17 protein-coding genes are annotated in these 21,980 nt (G+C 62.7%); 5 read left to right on the top strand and 12 right to left on the bottom strand.

Annotation, left to right across the window (positions count from 1 at the left end):
• Positions 1 to 245 precede the first annotated feature (245 nt).
• Positions 246 to 458, bottom strand: a complete 213-nt coding sequence (locus BUS06_RS10505; RefSeq protein WP_074264209.1) for a DUF1059 domain-containing protein — start codon at positions 456 to 458, stop codon at positions 246 to 248.
• Between the two features lie 429 nt (positions 459 to 887).
• Between BUS06_RS10505 and mutS the strand changes: the two genes are divergently transcribed.
• Together mutS and BUS06_RS10490 are read left to right on the top strand one after the other, a co-directional pair.
• Positions 888 to 3,572, top strand: a complete 2,685-nt coding sequence (gene mutS / locus BUS06_RS10495; RefSeq protein WP_074264207.1) for a DNA mismatch repair protein MutS — start codon at positions 888 to 890, stop codon at positions 3,570 to 3,572.
• Entirely contained in the window at positions 3,538 to 4,887 is a 1,350-nt protein-coding gene (locus BUS06_RS10490) for a hypothetical protein (protein WP_429287174.1), read from the top strand. The genes mutS and BUS06_RS10490 overlap by 35 nt, the downstream gene beginning before the upstream one ends.
• 35 nt (positions 4,888 to 4,922) lie before the next feature.
• On the opposite strand, the gene BUS06_RS10485 is transcribed toward BUS06_RS10490, so the two are convergent.
• A complete protein-coding gene (locus BUS06_RS10485) occupies positions 4,923 to 5,465 on the bottom strand; it encodes an FKBP-type peptidyl-prolyl cis-trans isomerase (protein WP_074264206.1) in 543 nt (180 codons plus the stop codon).
• A gap of 32 nt (positions 5,466 to 5,497) precedes the next feature.
• Between BUS06_RS10485 and BUS06_RS10480 the strand changes: the two genes are divergently transcribed.
• Positions 5,498 to 6,736 carry a cupin domain-containing protein gene (locus tag BUS06_RS10480; protein WP_074264205.1) on the top strand — a complete coding sequence of 413 codons (1,239 nt, stop codon included), beginning with the start codon at positions 5,498 to 5,500 and terminating at the stop codon, positions 6,734 to 6,736.
• A gap of 232 nt (positions 6,737 to 6,968) precedes the next feature.
• Complete coding sequence (locus tag BUS06_RS10470; RefSeq protein WP_074264204.1) at positions 6,969 to 7,247, top strand: hypothetical protein; 279 nt, start codon at positions 6,969 to 6,971, stop codon at positions 7,245 to 7,247.
• A gap of 264 nt (positions 7,248 to 7,511) precedes the next feature.
• On the opposite strand, the gene BUS06_RS10465 is transcribed toward BUS06_RS10470, so the two are convergent.
• The 3 genes from BUS06_RS10465 to BUS06_RS10455 form a co-directional block, all read right to left on the bottom strand.
• Entirely contained in the window at positions 7,512 to 9,788 is a 2,277-nt protein-coding gene (locus tag BUS06_RS10465; RefSeq protein WP_074264203.1) for a DNA repair helicase YoaA, read from the bottom strand.
• Positions 9,789 to 9,851: 63 nt separating this feature from the next.
• Positions 9,852 to 10,070 (bottom strand): DUF465 domain-containing protein, encoded by a 219-nt coding sequence (locus tag BUS06_RS10460; RefSeq protein WP_074264202.1) that lies wholly within the window; start codon positions 10,068 to 10,070, stop codon positions 9,852 to 9,854.
• Between the two features lie 78 nt (positions 10,071 to 10,148).
• A complete protein-coding gene (locus BUS06_RS10455; RefSeq protein WP_074264201.1) occupies positions 10,149 to 11,204 on the bottom strand; it encodes a hypothetical protein in 1,056 nt (351 codons plus the stop codon).
• A 143-nt stretch (positions 11,205 to 11,347) separates the two neighbouring features.
• On the opposite strand from BUS06_RS10455, the gene BUS06_RS10450 reads away from it, so the two are divergent.
• On the top strand, positions 11,348 to 13,711 hold the full coding sequence (locus BUS06_RS10450) for a Tex family protein (RefSeq protein WP_074264200.1): 2,364 nt from the start codon (positions 11,348 to 11,350) through the stop codon (positions 13,709 to 13,711).
• Between the two features lie 114 nt (positions 13,712 to 13,825).
• Here BUS06_RS10450 and BUS06_RS10445 read toward each other — a convergent pair whose 3' ends face one another.
• The 7 genes from BUS06_RS10445 to hflK form a co-directional block, all read right to left on the bottom strand.
• Positions 13,826 to 15,712 carry a potassium transporter Kup gene (locus tag BUS06_RS10445; RefSeq protein ID WP_074264199.1) on the bottom strand — a complete coding sequence of 629 codons (1,887 nt, stop codon included), beginning with the start codon at positions 15,710 to 15,712 and terminating at the stop codon, positions 13,826 to 13,828.
• Between the two features lie 253 nt (positions 15,713 to 15,965).
• Entirely contained in the window at positions 15,966 to 16,550 is a 585-nt protein-coding gene (locus tag BUS06_RS10440; protein ID WP_074264198.1) for a phosphoribosyltransferase, read from the bottom strand.
• Positions 16,551 to 16,553: 3 nt separating this feature from the next.
• Complete coding sequence (locus BUS06_RS10435) at positions 16,554 to 17,900, bottom strand: adenylosuccinate synthase (RefSeq protein WP_074264197.1); 1,347 nt, start codon at positions 17,898 to 17,900, stop codon at positions 16,554 to 16,556.
• Between the two features lie 180 nt (positions 17,901 to 18,080).
• Entirely contained in the window at positions 18,081 to 19,232 is a 1,152-nt protein-coding gene (locus BUS06_RS10430) for an ATP phosphoribosyltransferase regulatory subunit (protein WP_074264196.1), read from the bottom strand.
• Between the two features lie 154 nt (positions 19,233 to 19,386).
• Positions 19,387 to 19,578, bottom strand: a complete 192-nt coding sequence (locus tag BUS06_RS10425) for a DUF2065 domain-containing protein (protein WP_074264195.1) — start codon at positions 19,576 to 19,578, stop codon at positions 19,387 to 19,389.
• 44 nt (positions 19,579 to 19,622) lie between these two features.
• A complete protein-coding gene (gene hflC / locus BUS06_RS10420; RefSeq protein WP_074264194.1) occupies positions 19,623 to 20,525 on the bottom strand; it encodes a protease modulator HflC in 903 nt (300 codons plus the stop codon).
• 11 nt (positions 20,526 to 20,536) lie between these two features.
• Positions 20,537 to 21,967, bottom strand: coding sequence for an FtsH protease activity modulator HflK (gene hflK / locus BUS06_RS10415; protein ID WP_074264193.1), 1,431 nt, complete (start codon positions 21,965 to 21,967; stop codon positions 20,537 to 20,539).
• Positions 21,968 to 21,980 lie beyond the last annotated feature (13 nt).

Raw genomic sequence — 21,980 nt, 5'->3', positions numbered from 1 at the left:
CCTCCTGGAATGCGGACGACATTTGAGGCAACAGGTAAGGGAGTCGAAATCCTGAAGGTTTTGCCTTCATCCAGGGGTGCCGACAAGACTCATCAACATCGATGAGTCCGTGCAGCCAATCTACGCGAAGGATTGTTTGTTCATGGCGGGATGCGTAGCTACGCTCGGATCCAGTTCGTTCCTGAGCGGTTGGGCATCGTGATGTGACTGCCCGATAACCGGTCGCGCGTGCGGGTGCGCGAGCATTACGCGTGACGCGGTGCTTCTACCGGCGGCGTGCCGTCATGAAACAGCGTCTTCAACTGCGAACGCAGTTCTGGAGAATCAGCATGCTTGTGAACCGTGACCGCGTGCTGTACGGCCGCCTCTAGCAGCTCATTTTCGGAATCCGCGGATAGCGCGATAGAGCAGTTCATTTCGCTCGGAAATTCCCGGCAATCGATGTATTTGCGCGTCATGATCCTCTCCTCATACGATAGTAGTCATGGGCTTTACGTGAATGACCGCGCGGAATGCCGCGCGAAGTGCACAGCACACGATTTGCGCCTCCTTGTCGCAAAACGAAATCATCCTGAAAGTATAGGCCGCAGGTTGGGAATTTGAGGTCCCGCAGCGAAATTCGCGACGTCGTCAGGATCGTTTCCAGCACCCACTTGAATGATTTCGGCTACCGGCGCCGGTTTGAATCGTCGCACGAACTCCTCGAGGTGGCGCGGTACGACGGTAGCGTTTCCCCCTTCGTCGTTGATGTCCTTGACGGCCTCCCCCATCTGTCCAATCGCGGCTCCAGCGACTTCGCCTGTGATTAGCCATCCGGCCGAGGTTCAATCCGCGCGGCGGCGGGTTAAACTCACGCCCTGAACAGCTAACGCAAGAAGACACTCAGGATGGGCATTCAAACCGCAGCGGCCAATGACGTCGCACAACATACCCCGATGATGCAGCAATACCTGCGCATCAAGGGGGAGCATCCGGGCACGCTCGTGTTTTACCGGATGGGCGACTTCTATGAGCTGTTTTTCGACGATGCCGAAAAAGCCGCACGCCTGCTCGATCTCACGCTGACCCAGCGTGGTGCGTCGGCGGGTAATCCGATCAAGATGGCCGGCGTGCCGCATCACGCGGTCGAACAGTATCTCGCCAAGCTGGTGAAGCTGGGCGAATCGGTCGCAATCTGCGAACAGATTGGCGATCCGGCCACTTCGAAGGGGCCGGTCGAACGCAAGGTCGTGCGCGTGGTCACGCCCGGCACGCTCACCGATGCTGCGCTGCTGTCGGACAAGAGCGACGTGTACCTGCTCGCGGTGTGTGTGGGTCACAACCGGCGCGGCGTCGCCACCAACGTAGGCCTCGCGTGGCTCAACCTCGCGAGCGGCGCGTTGCGCCTCGCGGAAGTTGCACCGGATCAGGCGGCTGCCGCGCTCGAGCGCATTCGTCCGGCGGAAATTCTCGTCGCCGATTCGCCGGTCGATACCAACACGTGGTCGCCGCCGGCTGGTTCTGGCGCACTGACACGGGTACCCGTCTGGCATTTCGACGTCTCCTCCGGCACGCAGCGCCTGTGCGATCAGATGGACGTGGCGAGCCTCGACGGTTTCGGCGCGCATTCGCTGTCGAGCGCCTGCGGAGCAGCCGGCGCGCTGCTGCTGTACGCGGCAGCGACCCAAGGTCAGCAGTTGCGCCATGTGCGCAGTCTGAAGGTCGAATACGAATCCGAATATATTGGGCTCGACCCCGCCACGCGCCGCAATCTCGAACTCACGGAAACGCTGCGCGGCACCGAAAGCCCGACGCTGTGTTCGCTGCTCGATACCTGCTGCACGACCATGGGCAGCCGGCTGCTGCGCCACTGGCTGCATCATCCGCCGCGCGAAGCGGCGATTGCGCAGGCGCGTCAACAGGCGATCGGTGCGCTGCTCGAGGCGCCGGTCAGTGCAAGCGTCGATACGTTGCGCGGCGCGCTGCGGCAAATTTCCGATATCGAGCGGATCACCGGGCGCCTCGCGTTGCTGTCCGCCCGTCCACGTGACCTGTCGAGCCTGCGCGATACGTTCATTGCGTTGCCCGATCTGCGCACGCTGCTGGCCTCGGTGACGGGCGCTGCCGATTCGCTCGCGCGCATCGACGCCGCGCTCGAACCGCCCGCGCCTTGCGTCGATCTGCTGAAGCTGGCGGTGGCGCCCGAACCGGCTGCAATGGTCCGCGACGGTGGTGTGATTGCTCGCGGTTACGATGCAGAGCTCGACGAGCTGCGTGATATCTCCGAAAACTGCGGCCAATTCCTGATCGACCTGGAAACGCGCGAACGCGCGCGTACCGGCATCAACAATCTGCGCGTCGAATACAACAAGGTGCATGGCTTCTATATCGAAGTCACGCGCGGCCAGACGGACAAGGTGCCCGACGACTATCGGCGGCGCCAGACGCTGAAAAACGCCGAGCGCTATATCACGCCGGAGTTGAAGACCTTTGAGGACAAAGCGCTGTCGGCACAGGAACGCGCGCTCGCACGTGAACGCTCGCTCTATGACGGATTACTGCAGGCGCTTCTGCCGTTCCTCGCCGATTGCCAGCGCGTTGCCGCGGCGCTCGCGGAACTCGATCTGCTCGCCGCGTTTGCCGAGCGCGCCCGCGCGCTCGACTGGGTCGCGCCTTCGTTCACACCGAGCGCGGGTATCGCGATCGAACAGGGACGTCACCCGGTGGTCGAGGCGCAGGTCGAGCAGTTCATCGCCAACGACTGCACGCTCAACCCCGAACGCAAGCTGCTACTGATCACCGGCCCGAACATGGGCGGTAAATCCACTTTCATGCGGCAGACCGCGCTGATTGCGTTGATGGCCTATGTGGGCAGTTATGTCCCGGCAACGCGTGCGACGTTTGGCCCGATCGACCGCATCTTCACGCGCATTGGCGCAGCCGACGATCTGGCCGGCGGCCGTTCGACCTTCATGGTCGAAATGACGGAAGCCGCGGCGATCCTGAACGACGCGACACCGCAAAGTCTCGTGCTGATGGACGAAATCGGCCGCGGCACTTCGACTTTCGACGGCCTCGCGCTAGCGTGGGCAATCGCGCGGCATCTGCTCGCGCACAACGGCTGCCACACGTTGTTCGCCACGCATTACTTTGAGCTGACGCAACTGCCCGCGGAATTTCCACAAGCGGCCAACGTGCATTTATCCGCCGTGGAGCATGGCCACGGCATTGTCTTCCTGCATGCGGTGAACGAAGGCCCGGCGAATCAGAGCTATGGCCTGCAGGTGGCGCAACTTGCCGGCGTGCCTGCTGCCGTGATCCGTGCTGCGCGCAAGCATCTCGCGCACCTCGAACAGCAGTCGGCCGGGCAACCCGCACCGCAGCTCGATCTGTTTGCGGCACCGCTGATGCTGCAGGACGCCGACGACGCTCATGACGACGGCGCCCCGCCCGCCCCTGCACTAACGGCTGCCGAGCAGGCGCTCATCGGGCGTCTGCGAGCGCTCGATCCGAACGACCTGCGCCCGCGTGAGGCGCTGGACCTGCTCTATGAACTGCATGACCTGGCCACTGCGCCGGATGCAGATCATTGACCGGCGCCGTCGTCCGCAGCGCCAGCGCACGGTGTGCGCGGCGCTCGCATTTGCGCTGATCCTCGCAGCAGGGGTGTCAACCCAGGCAAGCGCCGCGCCGATCCGCTACACCTTCGCAGTTATCGCCGATACGCTGCAAAGCCCCGCTGACGAGGCCTCGACGCAGCGACTCATCGACGCGATCGGCCGCGACCGCAACATGTCGTTCATCGTCTACGACGGCAATCTGAAGGGCGCGAAAGAAGCCTGCAGGGACACGTTATACGACCGGCGACAGGCTCTGCTGGAAGCAGCAAAGCCGCCACTGATCTTCGTCCCCGGCCAGCACGACTGGACCGATTGCGGTATCGCCGAAGCCGGCGGCTTCGATCCGGTCGAGCGGCTCGATCAGCTACGGCAGACGATCTTCGCCGACCCTTCGTCCATGGGGCAAAACCCGCTGGCATTGACACGCGAAAGCGAAGTCTCGCGCTTCAGACCGTATCGCGAGAATGTGCGCTGGCAACTGGGCGACACCGTGTTCATCGGTTTGAATGTGCCCGGCTCGAACAACCATTACGTGAGCGCGGGCGGCCGTAACGGCGAGTTCGAAGATCGCGTGATCGCCAATGCGTTCTGGATCGAACACGCAGCCGAGTATGCGAAACGGCGCGAAGCACGCGCAGTTGTAATTTTCATTCAAGGCGACCCGGACCCGGAACGCTACGAGCGGCCAGACCGTTTTGCATGGCTGCGTTTCGGACGCAACGCGCGTCGTGATGGCTTTCTGGAACTCAAGCGCAGCCTCGTGAAGGCCGCGCAGATCTTCCACGGCCCCATTGTGCTAATCCATAACGACGATGGACGGCCCGCCGGCGGCTTTGCGATCGACCAGCCGTTGCGCAACGACAAGGGGGAGGTGGTGACGAATCTGACGCGCATCGCCTTCACGCTGCCTGATCGTCTGGATGAGTGGCTGCAGATTGAGGCCGATCTTTCGCGCAGGCCGCCTTTCCGGGTCAGCGTGCACACCGTGCCGAAGAACATGCCGCTGGTGCCGTTCCAACCCGCGTCAGCGGTTCAGCCTGCGCAGGCTCCCGATGAAAGCGAGCCCGAGCTTTCCTCACCGGCGGGGGGCAATCAGACGCCGGGGCAGATGCCGGATCAGTTACCCAATCAGTCGCCAGCTCAAACGTTGAATCAAACGCTCAATCCGGCCTCGAACCTGCCGCCGCTTCTACCGTCGACACCGCCGCCGGAGCAACCGCTCAACACGCTACCCGGCTCAGGTGGACAGACGCCGGCCCCAGGTGGAGCATCCGCGGGCACGCCCTAAGGTAAGGCACACCCGTCGCGGCGCATCTACCAGGTTCAGTGCAACGTGGGGCCCGACGGCTCTTCATCGCCTTCGTCGTCATCCTCATCGAGTACTTCCAGGCCGTCCGCGCCGTGGGCATGTTCGTGCTGGATTTCGTCTTCAGTAGCGGGACGCACGTCCTTGACGGTCAGCGCAAAACGCAGCGCCATGCCGGCGAGCGGATGGTTGCCGTCGAGCACGACCTTGTCTTCCGCGACGTCAGTCACGACGTACACCAGCGAATCGATGTCCTCGTCGCCTTCTTCCGGCGTGCCTTCGAATTGCATACCGACTTCGAGCGGCTCGGGGAAGCGCGTGCGCGGCTCGATCTTCACCAGATCGGGATCGTATTCGCCAAACGCGTCTTGCGGTTCCAGCTGGATCTGGGTCTCGAAACCAGCCTCATGGCCGTCGAGCTCTTCCTCGATCTTGGGGAACGTGCCATCATAGCCGCCGTGCAGATAGACCATCGGCTCATCGCTCTCTTCGATCAGGTTGCCCTGCGCATCCGACAGCTTATAAGCGACCGACACGACGGTGTTCTTTGCAATTTTCATTCGATTCTCCAGAATACAACTCACATTATACGATGCCCAAGCGGCCCCTTGACCACCCGGCGCATGCAGCTTCTGCGCGGATTTCTTCGCCGGTTCTGCCGCCCTCGCCGGACGTACCCACACCGCTGCTCGGCAATCTCACTCCGTCGCAATTCATGCGCCGGTACTGGCAAAAGAAGCCTCTGCTGATTCGTCAGGCCATCCCGAACGTCGAGGCGCCGCTCTCGCGCAGCGAGCTGTTCGACCTGGCCGATCAGGACGAAGTGGAAGCGCGCCTGATCACACACTTTCGCAACAAATGGCAACTGGAACACGGCCCGTTTGCGGCCGACGAATTGCCCTCGCTCAAGCAACGCGCATGGACGCTGCTCGTGCAGGGCGTCGACCTGCATAACGACCGCGCCCGCGCCCTGCTCGAGCGCTTTCGCTTCGTGCCGGATGCACGTCTGGACGATCTGATGATCTCGTACGCGAGTGACGGCGGCGGGGTCGGTCCGCATTTCGACTCGTACGACGTGTTCCTGCTGCAGGTGCACGGCAAACGCCGCTGGCGGATCGGCGCACAACGCGTTCTGTCGCTCCGTCCGGGTGTGCCGTTGAAAGTTTTACAAAATTTCGAGCCAGAAGAGGAATGGGTCCTCGAACCCGGCGACATGCTGTATCTTCCGCCTCACATCGCGCACGACGGCGTGGCCGAGGGCGAGTGCATGACCTGTTCGATCGGCTTCAGGGCGCCCTCCTCGAGCGAGCTGACCGCGCAATTTCTGTATCATCTCGCCGAGCGTGGCGAAACGGGCGGCCAGCCAGAGCGTGCTGCCCAGCTTTACCGGGATCCGCAACAGCCTGCAGTAGCGCACCCCGCAGAGCTGCCTGCCGCCCTCGTCGAACGGGTAGGCGCGATCCTTGCTCAGGTGAAATGGGGCGAAAGGGACATCGCGTCGTTCCTCGGCACCTATCTGAGCGAGCCGAAGCCGAGCGTAGTATTCGATCCGCCGGAACAGCCGCTCAACGAGGCGCGTTTTATCAGGCGTGCTTCAGAGTTGGGCCTGAGGCTCGACCGGAAGACGGTTATGCTGTACAACAGCCGCTTTTTCTTCCTGAATGGAGAAGAAAATCGGTTTGCAGGCCATAAAAGATGGTTGATTGAATTCGCTGATTGCCGGCGTCTGAGTGCGAAACGCTTTGTAACACTCTCAGGCGATTCATCGGTGACAGCATTGCTGCACGAGTGGTATCGTGCGGGCTGGATACAAGTGGGCGAGCTTGTCTAAAGCTTGTCCGCCTGTTATGAAGTACCGTGAAATTTTGTATGAGAAAGACAACGTATTGACCCCGCATTTGTCGACGGTCTGTACGAAAGTGCATATAATTTCCGCCCAAGCCGTAGGGAAGATTCACGCTCTTGTGAAGTGCGTCTCCACCAGCGGCCCAGGTCGGTGTTGGAGCACATTACCGGTATTATTTTGCGCTGTTGCTTACCTTTAACCATAAAAGGACGTGATCATGAAGAAATCCCTCCTCGTAGCATCCCTGTTGGCAGCTGTGGCACTGGCTGCATGCAACAAGAGCAGCGACCAGGCAGCTGCCCCGGCTAGCGATGCATCCGCTGCTTCGGCACCGGCTGCTGCTGCTTCGGATGCAGGCGCTGCAGCTTCGGACGCTGCTGCTGCTGCGAGCGACGCTGCTGCTTCGGCACCGGCTGCTGCTGCTTCGGACGCAGGCGCTGCTGCTTCGGACGCTGGTGCGGCTTCGGCTGCTGCAGCTTCGGGCGCAAGCCAGTAAGCTGTCGTACAGGGTTCGCCTCTGGGCGAAAACCACATCGGAAGATCGCTATGGTCTTCCGGTGCGGTAAAGCAAAACGCCACGGATTTACATCCGTGGCGTTTTGTCATTCTGCGCTCGCTTAATGCAACCGCTTAGTTGCTCTTAGTTGCTCTTACTCGCGCTTAGTCGCTTATTGCTTTTTGTATCGTCAGATAATTACCGTCGTTAATTACGATTTGCTTATAGCAGCCGTTTTCAACGACCGGCCATCACTTCTTTTTTTCACTCAGAACGCACGCTTGCGGCTTCTTCGAAGAACTCACGAACCACGTCGATCTCTCTGGTCCGCTTGAAAGGCGGCAGGCTCTGCCATATACGGCGCCCATACGGTTTGTCGACGAGTCGGGTATCGCAGATCATCAAAACGCCGCGATCGGTCTCAGCGCGAATCAGACGCCCTGCGCCCTGCTTTAGCGTAATCACCGCCTGCGGCAATTGATGGACCGCAAACGGGCTTAGCCCCTTCCTGGTCAGTGCGTCGAGCCGGGCGGCCAGTACCGGGTCGTCGGGCGGTGCAAACGGCAGTTTGTCGATCACGACGAGCGAGAGCGCATCGCCACGCACGTCGACGCCTTCCCAGAAACTTTGGCTGCCTACCAGGATCGCATTGCCATAGGAGCGGAAGCGATCGAGCAGTTCCGTGCGACTCGCATCACCCTGCACCAGCAGCGGGTAGTTCCAGCCACGCGCTTCGATCGTGTCGCGCAGCTTCATGGCAATCTTGTCGACGGCCCGCAATGTCGTGCAGAGCATGAATACGCCGCCACCCGACGCTTCGATGGCCGGCAGCGCGGCTTCGAATACCGCGTCGGTGAACATCGGCGAGGACGGCTGCGGCAGATTGCGCGGCACGTACAGGAGGCCTTGCGTCGGATAGTCGAAAGGGCTCGGCAGCGTCATCGAGCGGCGCGCGTTCAGGCCCATCTGTGCGGCATAGTGGGCGAAATCGCCGCGCACCGAAAGCGTTGCCGATGTGAAAATCCACGCCCGCGGCACGCCGGCACGCTGCTTGGCGAAGATCGGCGCCACCGACAACGGCGTCTCATGCAACTGCACGGTATGCGCAAACACTTCGATCCAGCGCACCTTTTCGTTCGGATCGCCAACGGCCTTCTTGTCGGCCGTAGCAGCATCGCCACCGGCGGCGTCTGAGGCTACGTCGCGTTCGGCTTCGGTCGGCGGCGTCGTCCAGCCGGACAGGATCCCCTGCAACTCGCGCGCGCGCCGCAGACAGGCACCCAGCGACTCGGCGCGTTCCGCCTGGCTCGACAAGGCATTGGCGAGCGCAGCCAGTTCCGTCTCAAGCGTTTCGAGCGCAGCAAAGAGCGGATGGCCGTCCGGCAACTGGCCGATCGACAGCCGCACCGAATCCTCCTTGAAGGCGAGACGCACGTCGCGCGCCGAACGTTCGAGCGCCGCGCCGAGCTTCACCCAGTCGACCACCTCGCGCGCATGGCCCAGCCCTTCGGCAACCGAGTCACGGGCCAGTTCGAGAAACTGCGCAGTTGAGAGCGTCTCGCCGAAGAACAGCGTGGCGGTCTCCGGCAATTGGTGCGCTTCGTCGAAGACGATCGTATTGGCCGTCGGCAGCAGTTCGGCCATACCGGTGTCGCGCAACATGATGTCGGCGAAAAACAGGTGATGGTTGACCACCACGATGTCGGCCTGCTGCGCCTCGCGGCGCGCCTGCATCACGAAGCATTCCTTGTAGTGCGGGCACTCCTGGCCAAGGCAGTTTTCACGCGTCGAGGTCACCATCGACCACACCGCGGCCGTCTCCGGCACACTCGCGAGTTCTGCCTTGTCGCCGGTGCGGGTGATCTTCGCAAAACGGACGATATCCTGCAGATACGAGGTTTCCTGGCGCGACGGCAGACGCCCATTGTCGGCGGTGCGTTGCAGGTAGTAGTGGCACAGATAGTTCGCGCGACCCTTGAGCATCGCCACCGTGACGGGCACGGCGAGCGCATCGCGCACGGTCGGGATATCGCGCTGGAACAGCTGGTCCTGCAAGTGCTTGGTGCCGGTCGAGACGATCACCTTGCCGCCCCACAGCATGGCCGGTACGAGATACGCGTAGGTCTTGCCGGTGCCGGTGCCCGCTTCGACGATCAACGTGTTCTCGCTGCCATCGAGACCGCCGGCCGCGTCGCTCGTAGCAGCGTCTGCAGCCGCGGCAGCTGAGGCATCCCCAGCGGGCGCCTGCAGGCGCCGTGCCGGCCGCTTCTGTGCCTCGAACATCGCCGGCTCGGGCATGGCCCTGCCCGACGCTTCCATGGCGGCAGCGACCGCGCGCGCCATCTCGATCTGCGAGGCACGCGAACGGTAGCCATCAATCTGGCGCGCCAGCAGGCCATCAGCGGCGAAGATGTGGTCGAGTTCGGATTTGCGGCGGGGGTTCAGCGAGGCCGCGAGCGCACTCCCGGCTGCGCGCGGCTCGCGTGCGGAAGCTTCGTCATCCGACGAACTGCGCGAAGAAGAAACAAGCGGTGAATTCAAGGCAAGCGTTTCCTGCAAAATCCGGTGCGCGCGTGGCGACCCGGCGCCTGCCAGGTCGCGCGCCTAAGCGCGCGTATCCGGTTCGAGCTGCAACTGCAGCAAGATGATGGTGTCCTTCACCTTGAGTTTGCGCTTCTTGAGGCGCTGCAATTCAAGGTCGTCGAAGCCGGGCTCATCCGACATTTTGTCGATCAGACGGTCCAGTCCACTATGTTCCGATTCCAGTTGCAGAATACGGTCCTGAAGTGCGTTCGCGTCGATGACGTGATGATGGTCGCGCATGCTCGCCCCTCTTCCTGAGCGGCGCGGGCTGCCTCGTGCAGCCCAGACGCCTGAGGTTGCTGTCCGGCTAAAAACGCGTTACTGCTGTTGTTGCTGTTGCTTCTGCTGCTGCTCGAGTTGCTGTTGCTGCTGCAACTGCTCCTGCTGTTTCTGCTGCGCCTTGTCGGCCGCCTGCTTCTGGCGCGCCGCGACGTCCTGCTGATGCTGGGCGGCCGTCTCCTGCTTGCGCTGGAAGCTCTGCTGCTTCTCGACACGCTCCTGTGCCTTTTGCGCGCCCTGCTCGCGAGCCTGCTCGAGCTGGGTCTGGAAGTTGGCCTGCTTCTGATCGTACGCCTGCTGGTTCGCCGCCGCCTGCGACGGGCTGACACCGCGTTGCGCCTGATCCAGCGCGTGTTGCTGCACCTTCTGCTGATACGACTGCTCGTTGGCCGCGCGCTGCGGCGCCTCGGCTGCGCGCTGCGCCTGATCCAGCTGATGCTGGCGCTGCTTGTCCTCGTACTGTTGCTGGTTGCTGGCGTCCTGCGCCGCGCGCTGCGGGGCGTTGGCCTCGTCCTGGGCACGCTGCAGGGCTGCCTGCTGATCGCGCTGCTGCGCACGCGCCGTACGCTGTTCCTCGTCGAGCGCGAGCTGTTCCTTGCGGATTCCTGCCTGCACCGTGCGCATTCTGTCGCGCGCCTTGTTGAGACAGTAGTTCACCAAAAACTTGCTATAACAATTGTGTTCGTCGACTGCGTAGTTATAGTTGTTCTCTTCGGTGCGATGGTTCAAGTCCGCTTGCCGCGCATCGAACCCGTTGCCCGGTGCCTCGCCCGTGGCGCCCTCCGCTCCCCTCGCTTTGGCATCCGATGCGCCGCTCGGGCCATTCAGCTGCCCGTCATCGGTGCGCAGCGTCGTGCCGGAGGCCATGGAGCCGTCGATAGCAGCCGAACCGGCTGAACCCGCGGACGGCACGGTCGCCGCCGACGGCGCCGATACCACCGGCTGATCCTGTGCCAACGCCGGTGCGGACACGGCGAAAGAGACGGCGGCAACGCCTAGCGCAGCGCAGGTGAACAGCGGCGCGGCCAGCGAGGCACAAAGCGAAGCAAGTGGAAAACGGGAGATCGGCAACGTCGTAGATGGGCAACGGAACATGCCCGAAATTCTATCACCCCGCGGTTGAGCCCTTTTGCATTTATGGCAAAATGCCCCGCTTCAGCAACCCGGCCGCAGCGCGCGCGTTCCGCGTGGCGCCACTCGCGGCCTCAGATCGAGTCCGGCAGGAACACCAAGACCTTATGACGGAAAACGTAGCACTCAAGATCGTACAGCGCATCGCCAGCGAACTCTCCGTCCAGCCGCGCCAGGTCGCGGCGGCGGTGCAACTCCTCGACGAAGGCGCGACTGTTCCGTTTATCGCGCGTTACCGTAAGGAAGTGACAGACAATCTCGACGACACGCAGCTGCGTAATCTCGAGGAACGTCTCCTGTATCTGCGCGAACTCGAAGACCGGCGCGCCTCGATCCTCACGAGCATCGACGAACAGGGCAAGATGACGGACGAGTTGCGGACCGCCATCGAAGGTGCGGACAGCAAACAGGTGCTGGAAGACCTCTATCTGCCCTACAAGCCGAAACGCCGCACGCGCGCACAGATCGCCCGCGAAGCGGGCCTCCAGCCCCTTGCTGACGCGCTGCTCGCCAATCCGCTGCTCGATCCGCAGACCGAAGCCGCCCAGTACGTCGACGCCGAAAAGGGCGTGGCCGACGTGAAAGCGGCACTGGACGGCGCGCGCGACATCCTCTCCGAGCAATTCGGCGAAACCGCCGACCTGCTCGGCAAGCTGCGCGAGTACCTGTTCAACCAGGGCGTGGTGTCGTCGAAAGTGGTGGAAGGCAAGGAAAGCTCGGAAGAAGAAAAATTCCGCGATTACTACGACTACTCGGAAACCATCAAGACGGTGCCGTCGCATCGCGCGCTCGCGCTATTTCGCGGCCGCAATGCCGGCGTGCTGATGGTCAAGCTGGGGCTCGGCGAAGAACTCGACGCGCAGGTGCCGCATCCGGGCGAAGCGCTGATTGCGCGCCACTTCGGCATCGCCAACCAGAACCGCCCGGCCGATAAATGGCTCGCCGACGTGTGCCGCTGGTGCTGGCGCGTGAAGGTGCAGCCGCACATCGAGAACGAGCTGCTGACCAATCTGCGCGAAGAAGCGGAGCATGAAGCGATTCGCGTGTTCGCCCGCAATCTGAAGGATCTGCTGCTGGCGGCGCCGGCAGGACCGAAGGCTGTGATCGGTCTCGATCCGGGCATGCGCACCGGCGTGAAGGTGGCGGTGGTCGATCGGACCGGCAAGGTGCTCGCCACCGACGTGATTTACCCGCACGAACCGCGCCGCGACTGGGACGGTTCGATCGCCAAACTTGCGCGTATCTGCGCGCAAACCCAGGCTGAACTGATCAGCATCGGCAACGGCACGGCTTCGCGCGAAACCGACAAGCTGGCAAGCGAGCTGATCGCGCGTCATCCGGAGTTCAAGCTGCAGAAGATCGTCGTGTCCGAAGCCGGGGCTTCCGTGTATTCGGCCTCGGAACTGGCAGCGAAGGAATTCCCCGACATGGACGTGTCGCTGCGCGGCGCGGTGTCGATTGCGCGGCGTCTGCAAGATCCGCTCGCGGAACTCGTGAAGATCGAACCGAAGGCGATCGGCGTCGGCCAGTATCAGCATGACGTGAACCAGCGTGAACTGGCGCGTTCGCTAGACGCGGTGGTCGAAGATTGCGTGAACGCGGTGGGCGTGGATGCGAATACGGCATCGGTGGCGCTGCTCGCGCGCGTGTCCGGATTGAACGCAACGCTCGCGCGCAATATCGTCGACTTCCGCGATGCCAACGGTCCGTTCCCTTCGCGCGAACATCTGCGCAAGGTGCCGCGTCTCGGCGATAAAACCTTCGAACAGGCCGCGGGCTTCCTGCGCATCAACAACGGCGAAAATCCGCTCGACCGTTCGTCGGTGCACCCGGAAGCGTATCCGGTGGTCGAGCGCATGCTCGCGAAGATCAACAAGCATGTCGGCGACGTGCTCGGTAATCGCGAGGCGCTGTCGGGCCTGTCGCCCGCCGAGTTCGTGGACGATCGCTTCGGTCTGCCGACCGTGCGCGACATCCTCGCCGAACTGGAAAAGCCGGGCCGCGATCCGCGTCCCGAGTTCAAGACTGCCACGTTCCGCGAAGGCGTCGAGAAGATCTCCGATCTGTCGCCGGGCATGGTGCTGGAAGGCGTCGTAACGAACGTCGCGGCCTTTGGCGCGTTCATCGATATCGGCGTGCACCAGGACGGCCTCGTCCACGTGTCGGCGATGTCGACGAAGTTCATCAAAGACCCGCACGAGGTCGTGAAGGCCGGCCAGATCGTCAAGGTCAAGGTGCTTGAAGTGGACGCGAAGCGTCAGCGCATTTCGCTGACCATGCGTCTCGCCGACGAGTTCGGTGCAACGGGTGCAGCGGGCACCGCACAGCGCAGCGGTGGCGGCAGTGGCGGCCAGCAGGACCGCGGAGCCGGCAACCGCCCGGGCAGCAGCGGACGGGGCGCACCACAGCGCTCGCGTGAGCCTGAACCGTCAGGCGCGATGGCTGCAGCGTTCGCCAAGCTCAAGCGCTAAGGCGGCGCGCCGCAAGCGCCGCTAAACAAAAAGCCCACGCAGATGCGATCTGCGTGGGCTTTTTCATTGACCGCCCTGCCAGCAGAACAACCCCGGCAAGCACGGCATCGAAACTCAAATCTCGATCTTCGTCCCCAACTCCACCACACGATTGGCCGGGATACTGAAGAAATCGGTCGGCTTGGCCGCGTTCTGATGCATCCATGCGAACACCCGCTCGCGCCACACCGACATCCCTGGCAATTGTGTCGGCACAACCGTTTCCCGCGCGAGGAAGAACGACGTATCCATCAGTTCGAAGGTCATATCGTGCGTGCGGCCCACATCGGTCATCACCGCTTTCACGTCGGGCGTCTCGTTGAAACCGTATGCCGCTTTCACGAGGAACAGTCCCCCGCCGATCTCTTTGACCGTGACGCGATCCGCGTCTTCGACATAAGGAATATCGAGCGTCGCGAAAGTCAGGAAAATGGTGCGCTCATGCAGCACCTTGTTGTGCTTCAGGTTGTGCAGCAGACTCACCGGCACCAGCACGTCGCTGCCCGTCAGATAGATGGCCGTGCCCGACACGCGATGCGGCGGATGCGCGAGCAAACCCTGCAGGAACGGCATCAACGGAATACCGTCGGCGGCCGTGCGTTCCTTGACGATCATCCTGCCCTTGAACCAGGTCATCAGCAGGAAGAACAGCAGTGCGCCGATGCCCAACGGCAGCCAGCCGCCCTCCTCGACCTTCAGCAGATTCGCGCCGAAGAAGCCGAGATCGACCACCATCAGGCCGCCGATAATCAGCGCGACCGCCAGCTTGTTCCACTTCCACACATTCACCATCACCACGCAGGCGAGAATCGTCGTGATCACCATCGTGGCCGTCACCGCGATACCGTACGCCGCCGCGAGATTGTCCGAGCTCTTGAAGGCCACCACGATGCACAGGATGATGAAGAGCAGCATCCAGTTCACCACTGGCACATAGATCTGTCCGATCGCGAGATCCGACGTATGCAGGATCTTCATGCGCGGCACATAGCCAAGCTGGATGGCCTGGCTCGTCAGTGAATAGGCGCCGGAAATCACCGCCTGCGAGGCGATCACGGTGGCCACCGTGGAGAGCACCACGAGCGGCAGCAGCGCCCAGTCGGGCGCAAGCAGGAAGAACGGGTTTTCGATGGCCTTGGGGTCGTGCATCAGCAGCGCGCCCTGGCCGAAGTAGTTCATCACCAGCGAAGGCATCACGAGACAGTACCAGGCCAGCCGGATCGGCTTGGCACCGAAGTGGCCCATATCGGCGTACAGCGCTTCGGCGCCGGTCAGCACCAGCACTACCGAGCCGAGCACCACATACGCCTGCAGCACGTGCGCGGCCATGAACGAATAGGCGTAGTACGGATTGAGCGCACGGATGACGGTGGGCGCCTGCACGATATGCGCAAGGCCGAGCACACCGATCACCGCGAACCAGACCACCATGATCGGTCCGAACAGACGCCCCACCATGGCCGTGCCGTGCCGCTGGATCCAGAACAGCACGATCAGGATGAGGATGGTGAGCGGCAAAACCAGATGGGCCAGGTTAGGCGCTGCGATCTCCAGCCCTTCGACCGCGGAGATCACCGAGATGGCCGGCGTAATCACCGCATCGCCGTAGAACATGCAGGCGCCGAAGATACCGAGCATCACGAGCAGCCCCGCGAGCTTCTTCTTTGGATCGACCGAGCGTAACGCCAACGCCATCAACGCCAGCACACCGCCCTCGCCGTTGTTATCGGCGCGCATCACGAACAGCACGTACTTGATGCTGACGACGATCACGATCGCCCAGAACAGCAGCGAGATCACACCGAGGATGGATTGTTCGGTCAGCGGGATGCCGTGCGCCGGGCTGAACGCCTCTTTCAGCGAATACAACGGGCTCGTGCCGATGTCACCGAATACCACGCCGACCGCGGCCAGTGCGAGTGCAGGCAAAGGCTGTTTGTGCGCGTGATGGGTATCTGTCATAAACGCGAGGTATCCGTTCCTGAGCGGAAAAAAACGAGCGCTATTCTAAACTGACTGTAAGGTAGCGCCCCGGCCTGTTGTGCGTACACCACGTGGACAGCCCGCGAAGTTTAGCACCGTGCTACGAACCCGTCAGCCGCTTGTCATCGCGCTGTCAGGCGCTTTCTCATCAACCTGCGCGCGAAAAAAAACGGAGCCTAACCTGGCTCCGTTCTTGCTCATTCGCCGCATACGCCGGACAAGCCGGCATCCATCACTGACCCGAGGATTCCTGCGCGGTACCGCGCTTGATCCAGGCGCCGAGATTATGCGGACGCACAGTGTCCCATTCCTCGAACGGCTGATGAATCCACGGATTGGTGGGCAGAAACTGCACGTGGTAGTCGGGCTTTACCTTCGAGCAGCCCTTGTACCAGAGCACGGCCGAGCGCACCGACGTAATGGCCGGATAGCGCTCTTTCAGATGCTGCTGCACGCGCGCCAGCGTCACGCCCGAGTCGACGAGGTCGTCGACCAGCAGCACGTTGCCCGACAGCTCGCCGCGCGTCATCGTGATGTATTGGGCAATGTCGAGTTCGCCCTGCTCCGTGCCCGCGGCTTCACGGTACGAACTGGTGGCCAGGATCGCCAGCGGCAGATCGTAGATACGCGAGAGCTGATCGCCCACGCGCAGACCACCGCGTGCGAGGCACAGGATCTTGTCGAACTTCCAGCCCGAATCGTGCACAGCGAGTGCCAGCAGTTCGATCAGGCGGTGATACTCGTCCCAGCCAACCCACAGGTTCTTGTCGTCATTGCGCGGGTCTTTCATCGCAATCATCGGTACACCCTGCGTCATGAGTTAAACCTTGAACGGATGACGAAGCAGAATCGTCTCGTCACGATCCGGGCCAGTTGAAACCATGTCGATCGGCACGCCAGCCACTTCCTGCACACGTGTCAGATAAGCACGCGCGTTGGCAGGCAGCTTGTCCCATTCCTTGATGCCGACCGTGCTTTCCTTCCAGCCGCCGAAAGTCTCGTACACCGGCACGCAACGCGCCACTTCCGTCGAACCGCGCGGCAGGATATCGCAGTCCTTGCCGTCGACCTTGTAGCCGACACACAGCTTCACTTCGTCGAGGCCATCGAGCACGTCGAGCTTGGTGATGCACAGGCCCGAGATGCCGTTGATCTGGATCGAGCGGCGCAGCGCGGCGGCGTCGAGCCAGCCAGTGCGGCGCGGACGGCCGGTGACCGAGCCGAACTCCTTGCCAACCGTAGCCAGCGTCAGACCGATCTGGTCCTGACGATCGACGTTATCCGCATCGTACAGTTCGCTCGGGAACGGGCCCGAACCGACACGCGTGCAATACGCCTTGGTGATGCCGAGCATGTAGTTCAGCTTTTGCGGACCGACACCCGCGCCCGCGGCAGCCGCACCGGCCACGCAGTTGCTCGAGGTGACGAACGGATACGTGCCGTGGTCGATGTCGAGCAGCGTGCCTTGTGCGCCTTCGAACAGCAGGTTGTTGCCCTTGGCGTTTTCGTCGTAGAGGCGACGCGATACGTCCGTGACCATCGGCTTCAGACGGTCGGCGTAGCTCAGCATCGTATCGAGCGTTTGCTGGAAGTCGACCGCATCGACGCCCAGGTATTTCGTCAACACGAAGTTGTGGTAATCGAGATTTTCACGCAGACGTTCGGCGAAGCTTTCCGGATCGAACAGGTCTTGCACGCGCAAGCCGCGGCGCGCCACCTTGTCTTCGTAAGCCGGGCCGATGCCACGGCCGGTGGTGCCGATCTTGGCCGCGCCACGGCGCTTTTCGCGGCCCTGGTCGATGGCAACGTGATACGGCAGGATGAGGGTGGTGGCTTCGGAAATGAAGAGGCGCTTTTGCACATCCACGCCGGCGGATTCGAGCTCGCCAATTTCCTTGAACAGCGCTTCCGGCGACAACACGACGCCATTGCCGATGTAGCACGCCACGCCGGGATGCATGATGCCCGACGGAATCAGACGCAAGATGGTTTTCTTGCCGCCGATGATAAGCGTGTGACCGGCATTGTGACCGCCCTGGAAGCGAACGACGCCTTGAGCGTGGTCCGTCAGCCAGTCGACGATCTTGCCCTTGCCTTCATCACCCCATTGGGTTCCCACGACGACGACGTTACGTCCGGGGTTCACATTCGCAGCGCTGGCAGACATGTTGTTTCGTATGCTGGTTAAAAACGTATTCTACCTATGTTCGCGGAAGCTTCCGAATTTTTCCGTTTCCGCTCAACGGTATGGACGTTATCTTAGGTATATCGAAGTGATGCGGCGGCTCACCGCATCGATCTCTTTGCGTTCGTTCTGGCGAACGTTTTGCCGCTCAGGTTTCGCCGCTCACGCGTGGGGTTCGACGACCCATGCGCCGTTGCGCTCGACCAACACGCGGTCGCAGGCAAATTCATCGAGCGCGTGATCGTGACCCGGCAGCGCCTGGATCACCACTTCGCCCGCATCGCGCAATGCGGCCACGCTGGCGCGCAGGGCGTCGTCGTGCTGCCACGGCGCGAGGATCGCGCTGCTGCGCGCTTCGACCGGCGAAATACGCGCCACTTCACGCAGGTCGAGCGAAAAACCGGTCGCTGCGCGGGCCCGGCCATATGCCTGGCCGACGTGGTCGTAACGGCCACCACGCGCGACCGCGTTCGGCACGCCGTCCACGTAGGCCGAAAACATCACGCCGCTGTGGTACGCATAGCCACGCAGGTCAGCGAGATCGATCATCACTTCCGCACCCTCGACCTGGCTGGCGAGGAACGCGAGATCGTCGAGTGCGCGGGCAATTTCCGGTGTGCCAGGCAGACGCTCGCGCGCTTCCTCCAGCACGGATGCGTCGCCATAGAGTGACGGCAACGCACGCAGCGCATCGCGAACTACCGGCGTAAGTTCAGTCGTCAATTCCGCCAGACGCGGCACGTCCTTGCCGGCGAGCGCTTCATAGAGCGATTCACCCAAAGCCTGCGCAGCCGGTTCGGCGTCGATCAGGGCCGCCAGCACGCCCGCATGGCACAGGTCCAGACGAACCTTCGCGAGACCCGCCAGACGCAGCGCGTCGAGCATCAACTGCTGGATTTCAAGGTCTGCTTCGAGCCCGGCGTGGCCGTAGATTTCCGCGCCGATCTGGATCTGTTCGCGCGTGGCATGCAGGCCACGCGGACGCGTGTGCAGAACGTTGCCGGCATAACACAGGCGCGTCACGCCCTGACGGTTCAGCAGGTGCGCGTCGATGCGCGCCACCTGCGGCGTCATGTCGGCGCGCAGGCCCAGCGTGCGGCCCGACAACTGGTCGACCAGCTTGAAAGTGCGCAGATTGAGGTCGTGGCCCCCGCCCGTCAGCAGCGACTCGAGGTACTCGAGCAGCGGCGGCATGACCATCTCGTAGCCGTAAACTCGAAAACGGTCCAGCAGATGACGCCGCAACTCTTCGATCTTGCGGGCTTCCGACGGCAGCACGTCGGCGATATTCTCGGGAAGTAACCAGGTCGACATCGATACAGTCCTACGACGGTGAACACGGCGCCTCGCCGCGCCGGTAATTGAGAGTGAATGGCCAGCCGGGGCATGCGTACATGCATGCGGTGGCGGCAGCGCCGGCAGGCGACGCGCGCCCCGCGCCAAATCGCAACCCGAACCGCTTGCGCCTTCAGGTGACGATAAATAGCAGTATCAGCCCCAGCGCCATCACAATCAGTCCGCCAATGCGGATCTGCTGCGGCGGGCGTTCCGACATTTTACGGAACGTGTCGCGCCAGGCGCTCGGAAAAACGAAGGGGAACATCCCCTCGATGATCAGCATCAATGCGATCGCAAGCAATAACGAGCCGGCTATATCCATGCGAGTGGCGGTGCCGCGATACGTGTGCCGCGGCGCTCCAGTAATCAGTGTTTGCGCGCTGCCGCGGCGGCGTCCGGTGACATTTCACCGTCCGGGCTACGCATGAAGCGGAAAAACTCGCTGCTCGAATCGACCACAATCACGTCGTTCGGCTTGAAGGTGTTCCGGTAAGCCAGCATGCTCTGGTAGAACTGGTAGAACTGGGGATCGCGGCCATATGCGTCGGCGGCGATGGAGGCGGCCTTGCCGTCACCCTCGCCCTTGATCGTCTGCGCCTGCAGATACGCGTCCGCGAGCAGCGCCTGCTGCCGGTTGGCCGCGTCGGCCTTGATCTGATCGGCCTCGGCCACGCCCTTGGCGCGCTCTGCACTGGCCGCCTGCTCGCGCGCGGCGCTCATGCGCTTGTAGACTGAGTCAGCCATCGCAGCCGGGAAATCGATCCGGGCCAACTGGACGTCGATCACTTCCACGCCTAGCGACGCCGCCGCGGCGGACATGGCGCCACGCGCGTCGTCCGCAAGCGCCTGCTGTTTGGCGAGGGCGTCGGACAGCGTAACCTTTGCAAACGCATCGCCGAGCGCACTGCGCGACAACAAGGCGAGCCGGTCCGGCAACGTCTGTTCGTCGCCCTTGGTCTGGTCGAACAGCTTGAGCGGGTCGGTCACGCGATACTTGATCACGGAGTCGACCAGCAAGTCGGTTTTGTCAGACGTGACGAAGCGGTCTTCATCCGGCGTATCGAGCGTCTGGATCCGGCTGTCCACCAACATCAGTGTTTGCAGCGGGGGCGGCAGCTTTGCATGCAGCCCCGGGCCGAGCAGCTCGGGAGTCGCGTCACCGCGTCCGGACAGCACCGCCATATGACGCTGATCGACCACGAATACCGTCGACGATGCCGCAAACAGCAGAAGGACGACAACGACGATGAGCGCAATGATTCGATTCATGTTCGCGCGCCTCATTGGATGTCGTCTTCGCGGCCGCGGCTGCGGAACGCGTCGCGCGAGCGCAGCGGATCGCTGGCAGCGTCGGCCTCGCTGGCCGGGCTCGCGGCCGCGGCCGCCGAGGCCGAGGCCGCTGCGGCAGGTGCGGGGGTATTGCTCGCGGCCTGGCTATCCTGCGTGCCCTGGGCTCCCTGAGTACTTTGCGCACCCTGGTTCAGGCCGACGGCGGAACCGGCCGAGCTGCCGGAAGCAGCGCTCGCCGCAGCAGCATCGGCAGCATGCTGACGGGTGGCCTCGACCAGCTTGTCGAGCGGCAGGTACATCACGTTGTTACCGGCTTTGCTGTCGACAAATACCTTCGTCGAATTCGAATAGATATGCTGCATGGTATCCAGGTACATGCGCTCACGGATCACCGCCGGCGCTTTTGAATACTGCTCGTAGACCTGCTTGAAGCGCTCGGCATCGCCTTGCGCCTGCGCCACCACCTGGTCGCTGTAGGTCTTGGCCTGGTCGACGAGGCGCGCCGCGTCAGCCTGCGCATGCGGCAACAGGTCGTTGGCATACGCCTGAGCATCAGCCCTGGCGCGTTCGCGGTCCTGATGCGCTTTCACTGCGTCGTCGAATGCGGCCTGCACCTGCTCAGGCGCCTGCACACCTTGAATCGTCACACCGGTCACGACGAGACCGGTCTGCGATTCGTCCAGGGAATGCTGGATCGCATCGGTGAGTTGCTGGCGAATTGCTTCGCGATCCTGATAGAGGATATCGTCGGTGCTGCGCGCGCCGACAATGCTGCGCACGGCCGCCTGCGCGGCGAGCGTCACGCTCTGGTCGGGGTCGACACTGCGGAACAGATAGTCCGTCGCGCTACGCACCTGGTACTGCACGGCAAAACGCACATCGACGATGTCTGCGTCATGCGTGAGCATCGCGGCGTCCTTGACGTTCGCCATACGCACGATATTGTTGCGGCCAATCTCCACCGAACGCACGTCGCCGACATTGACGAGCTCGTGCGCTTCGAACGGATACGGCAGACGCCAGTGCACGCCCGGCGCCGCGGTATAGCGATACTTGCCGAACTGGGTTACGACGCCGGCCTGGCCGTCCTGCACCACGAACACACCGCTGCCGAGATAAATGGCGATCAGCACGCCGATGACGATACCTACACCGATACGCGCACCGCGCCCATTGTCAGGGCGGCCTGCGCCGCCACCCGTACCCTTGCGGCCGAACATGCTGCTCAGGCGGCGATTGAAATCGCGCCACATCTCGTCGAGATCGGGCGGACCATCGCCATCCTTGCCGTTCTGCGGACGCTTCGGGTCGTTCGGACGTTGCCGGTCGCCATTGCCGTCACCCCGGCCCCAGCGCGGATCGTTCATCGAAAGAGTGGCGCGCAGGCGCAGCCAGATACTCCGCACGTTGTAATCGTTCACCTGTGTTCGTTCA

The sequence above is a fragment of the Paraburkholderia phenazinium genome, assembly GCF_900141745.1.
Taxonomy (GTDB): domain Bacteria; phylum Pseudomonadota; class Gammaproteobacteria; order Burkholderiales; family Burkholderiaceae; genus Paraburkholderia; species Paraburkholderia phenazinium_B.
This window is presented reverse-complemented; position numbering and strand designations above follow the sequence as displayed.

Bases quoted from the DNA above. Each gene is read 5' to 3' on its own strand.
- BUS06_RS10440 (WP_074264198.1), bottom strand. From the start codon at position 16,550: ATGACGCAGGGTGTACCGATGATTGCGATGAAAGACCCGCGCAATGAC.
- BUS06_RS10450 (WP_074264200.1), top strand. From the start codon at position 11,348: ATGACGGAAAACGTAGCACTCAAGATCGTACAGCGCATCGCCAGCGAA.
- BUS06_RS10505 (WP_074264209.1), bottom strand. From the start codon at position 458: ATGACGCGCAAATACATCGATTGCCGGGAATTTCCGAGCGAAATGAAC.
- BUS06_RS10445 (WP_074264199.1), bottom strand. From the start codon at position 15,712: ATGACAGATACCCATCACGCGCACAAACAGCCTTTGCCTGCACTCGCA.
- BUS06_RS10430 (WP_074264196.1), bottom strand. From the start codon at position 19,232: ATGTCGACCTGGTTACTTCCCGAGAATATCGCCGACGTGCTGCCGTCG.
- BUS06_RS10480 (WP_074264205.1), top strand. From the start codon at position 5,498: ATGCCCAAGCGGCCCCTTGACCACCCGGCGCATGCAGCTTCTGCGCGG.
- BUS06_RS10435 (WP_074264197.1), bottom strand. From the start codon at position 17,900: ATGTCTGCCAGCGCTGCGAATGTGAACCCCGGACGTAACGTCGTCGTC.
- hflC (WP_074264194.1), bottom strand. From the start codon at position 20,525: ATGAATCGAATCATTGCGCTCATCGTCGTTGTCGTCCTTCTGCTGTTT.
- BUS06_RS10425 (WP_074264195.1), bottom strand. From the start codon at position 19,578: ATGGATATAGCCGGCTCGTTATTGCTTGCGATCGCATTGATGCTGATC.
- mutS (WP_074264207.1), top strand. From the start codon at position 888: ATGGGCATTCAAACCGCAGCGGCCAATGACGTCGCACAACATACCCCG.
- BUS06_RS10455 (WP_074264201.1), bottom strand. From the start codon at position 11,204: ATGTTCCGTTGCCCATCTACGACGTTGCCGATCTCCCGTTTTCCACTT.
- BUS06_RS10485 (WP_074264206.1), bottom strand. From the start codon at position 5,465: ATGAAAATTGCAAAGAACACCGTCGTGTCGGTCGCTTATAAGCTGTCG.
- BUS06_RS10470 (WP_074264204.1), top strand. From the start codon at position 6,969: ATGAAGAAATCCCTCCTCGTAGCATCCCTGTTGGCAGCTGTGGCACTG.
- BUS06_RS10490 (WP_429287174.1), top strand. From the start codon at position 3,538: ATGACCTGGCCACTGCGCCGGATGCAGATCATTGACCGGCGCCGTCGT.
- BUS06_RS10460 (WP_074264202.1), bottom strand. From the start codon at position 10,070: ATGCGCGACCATCATCACGTCATCGACGCGAACGCACTTCAGGACCGT.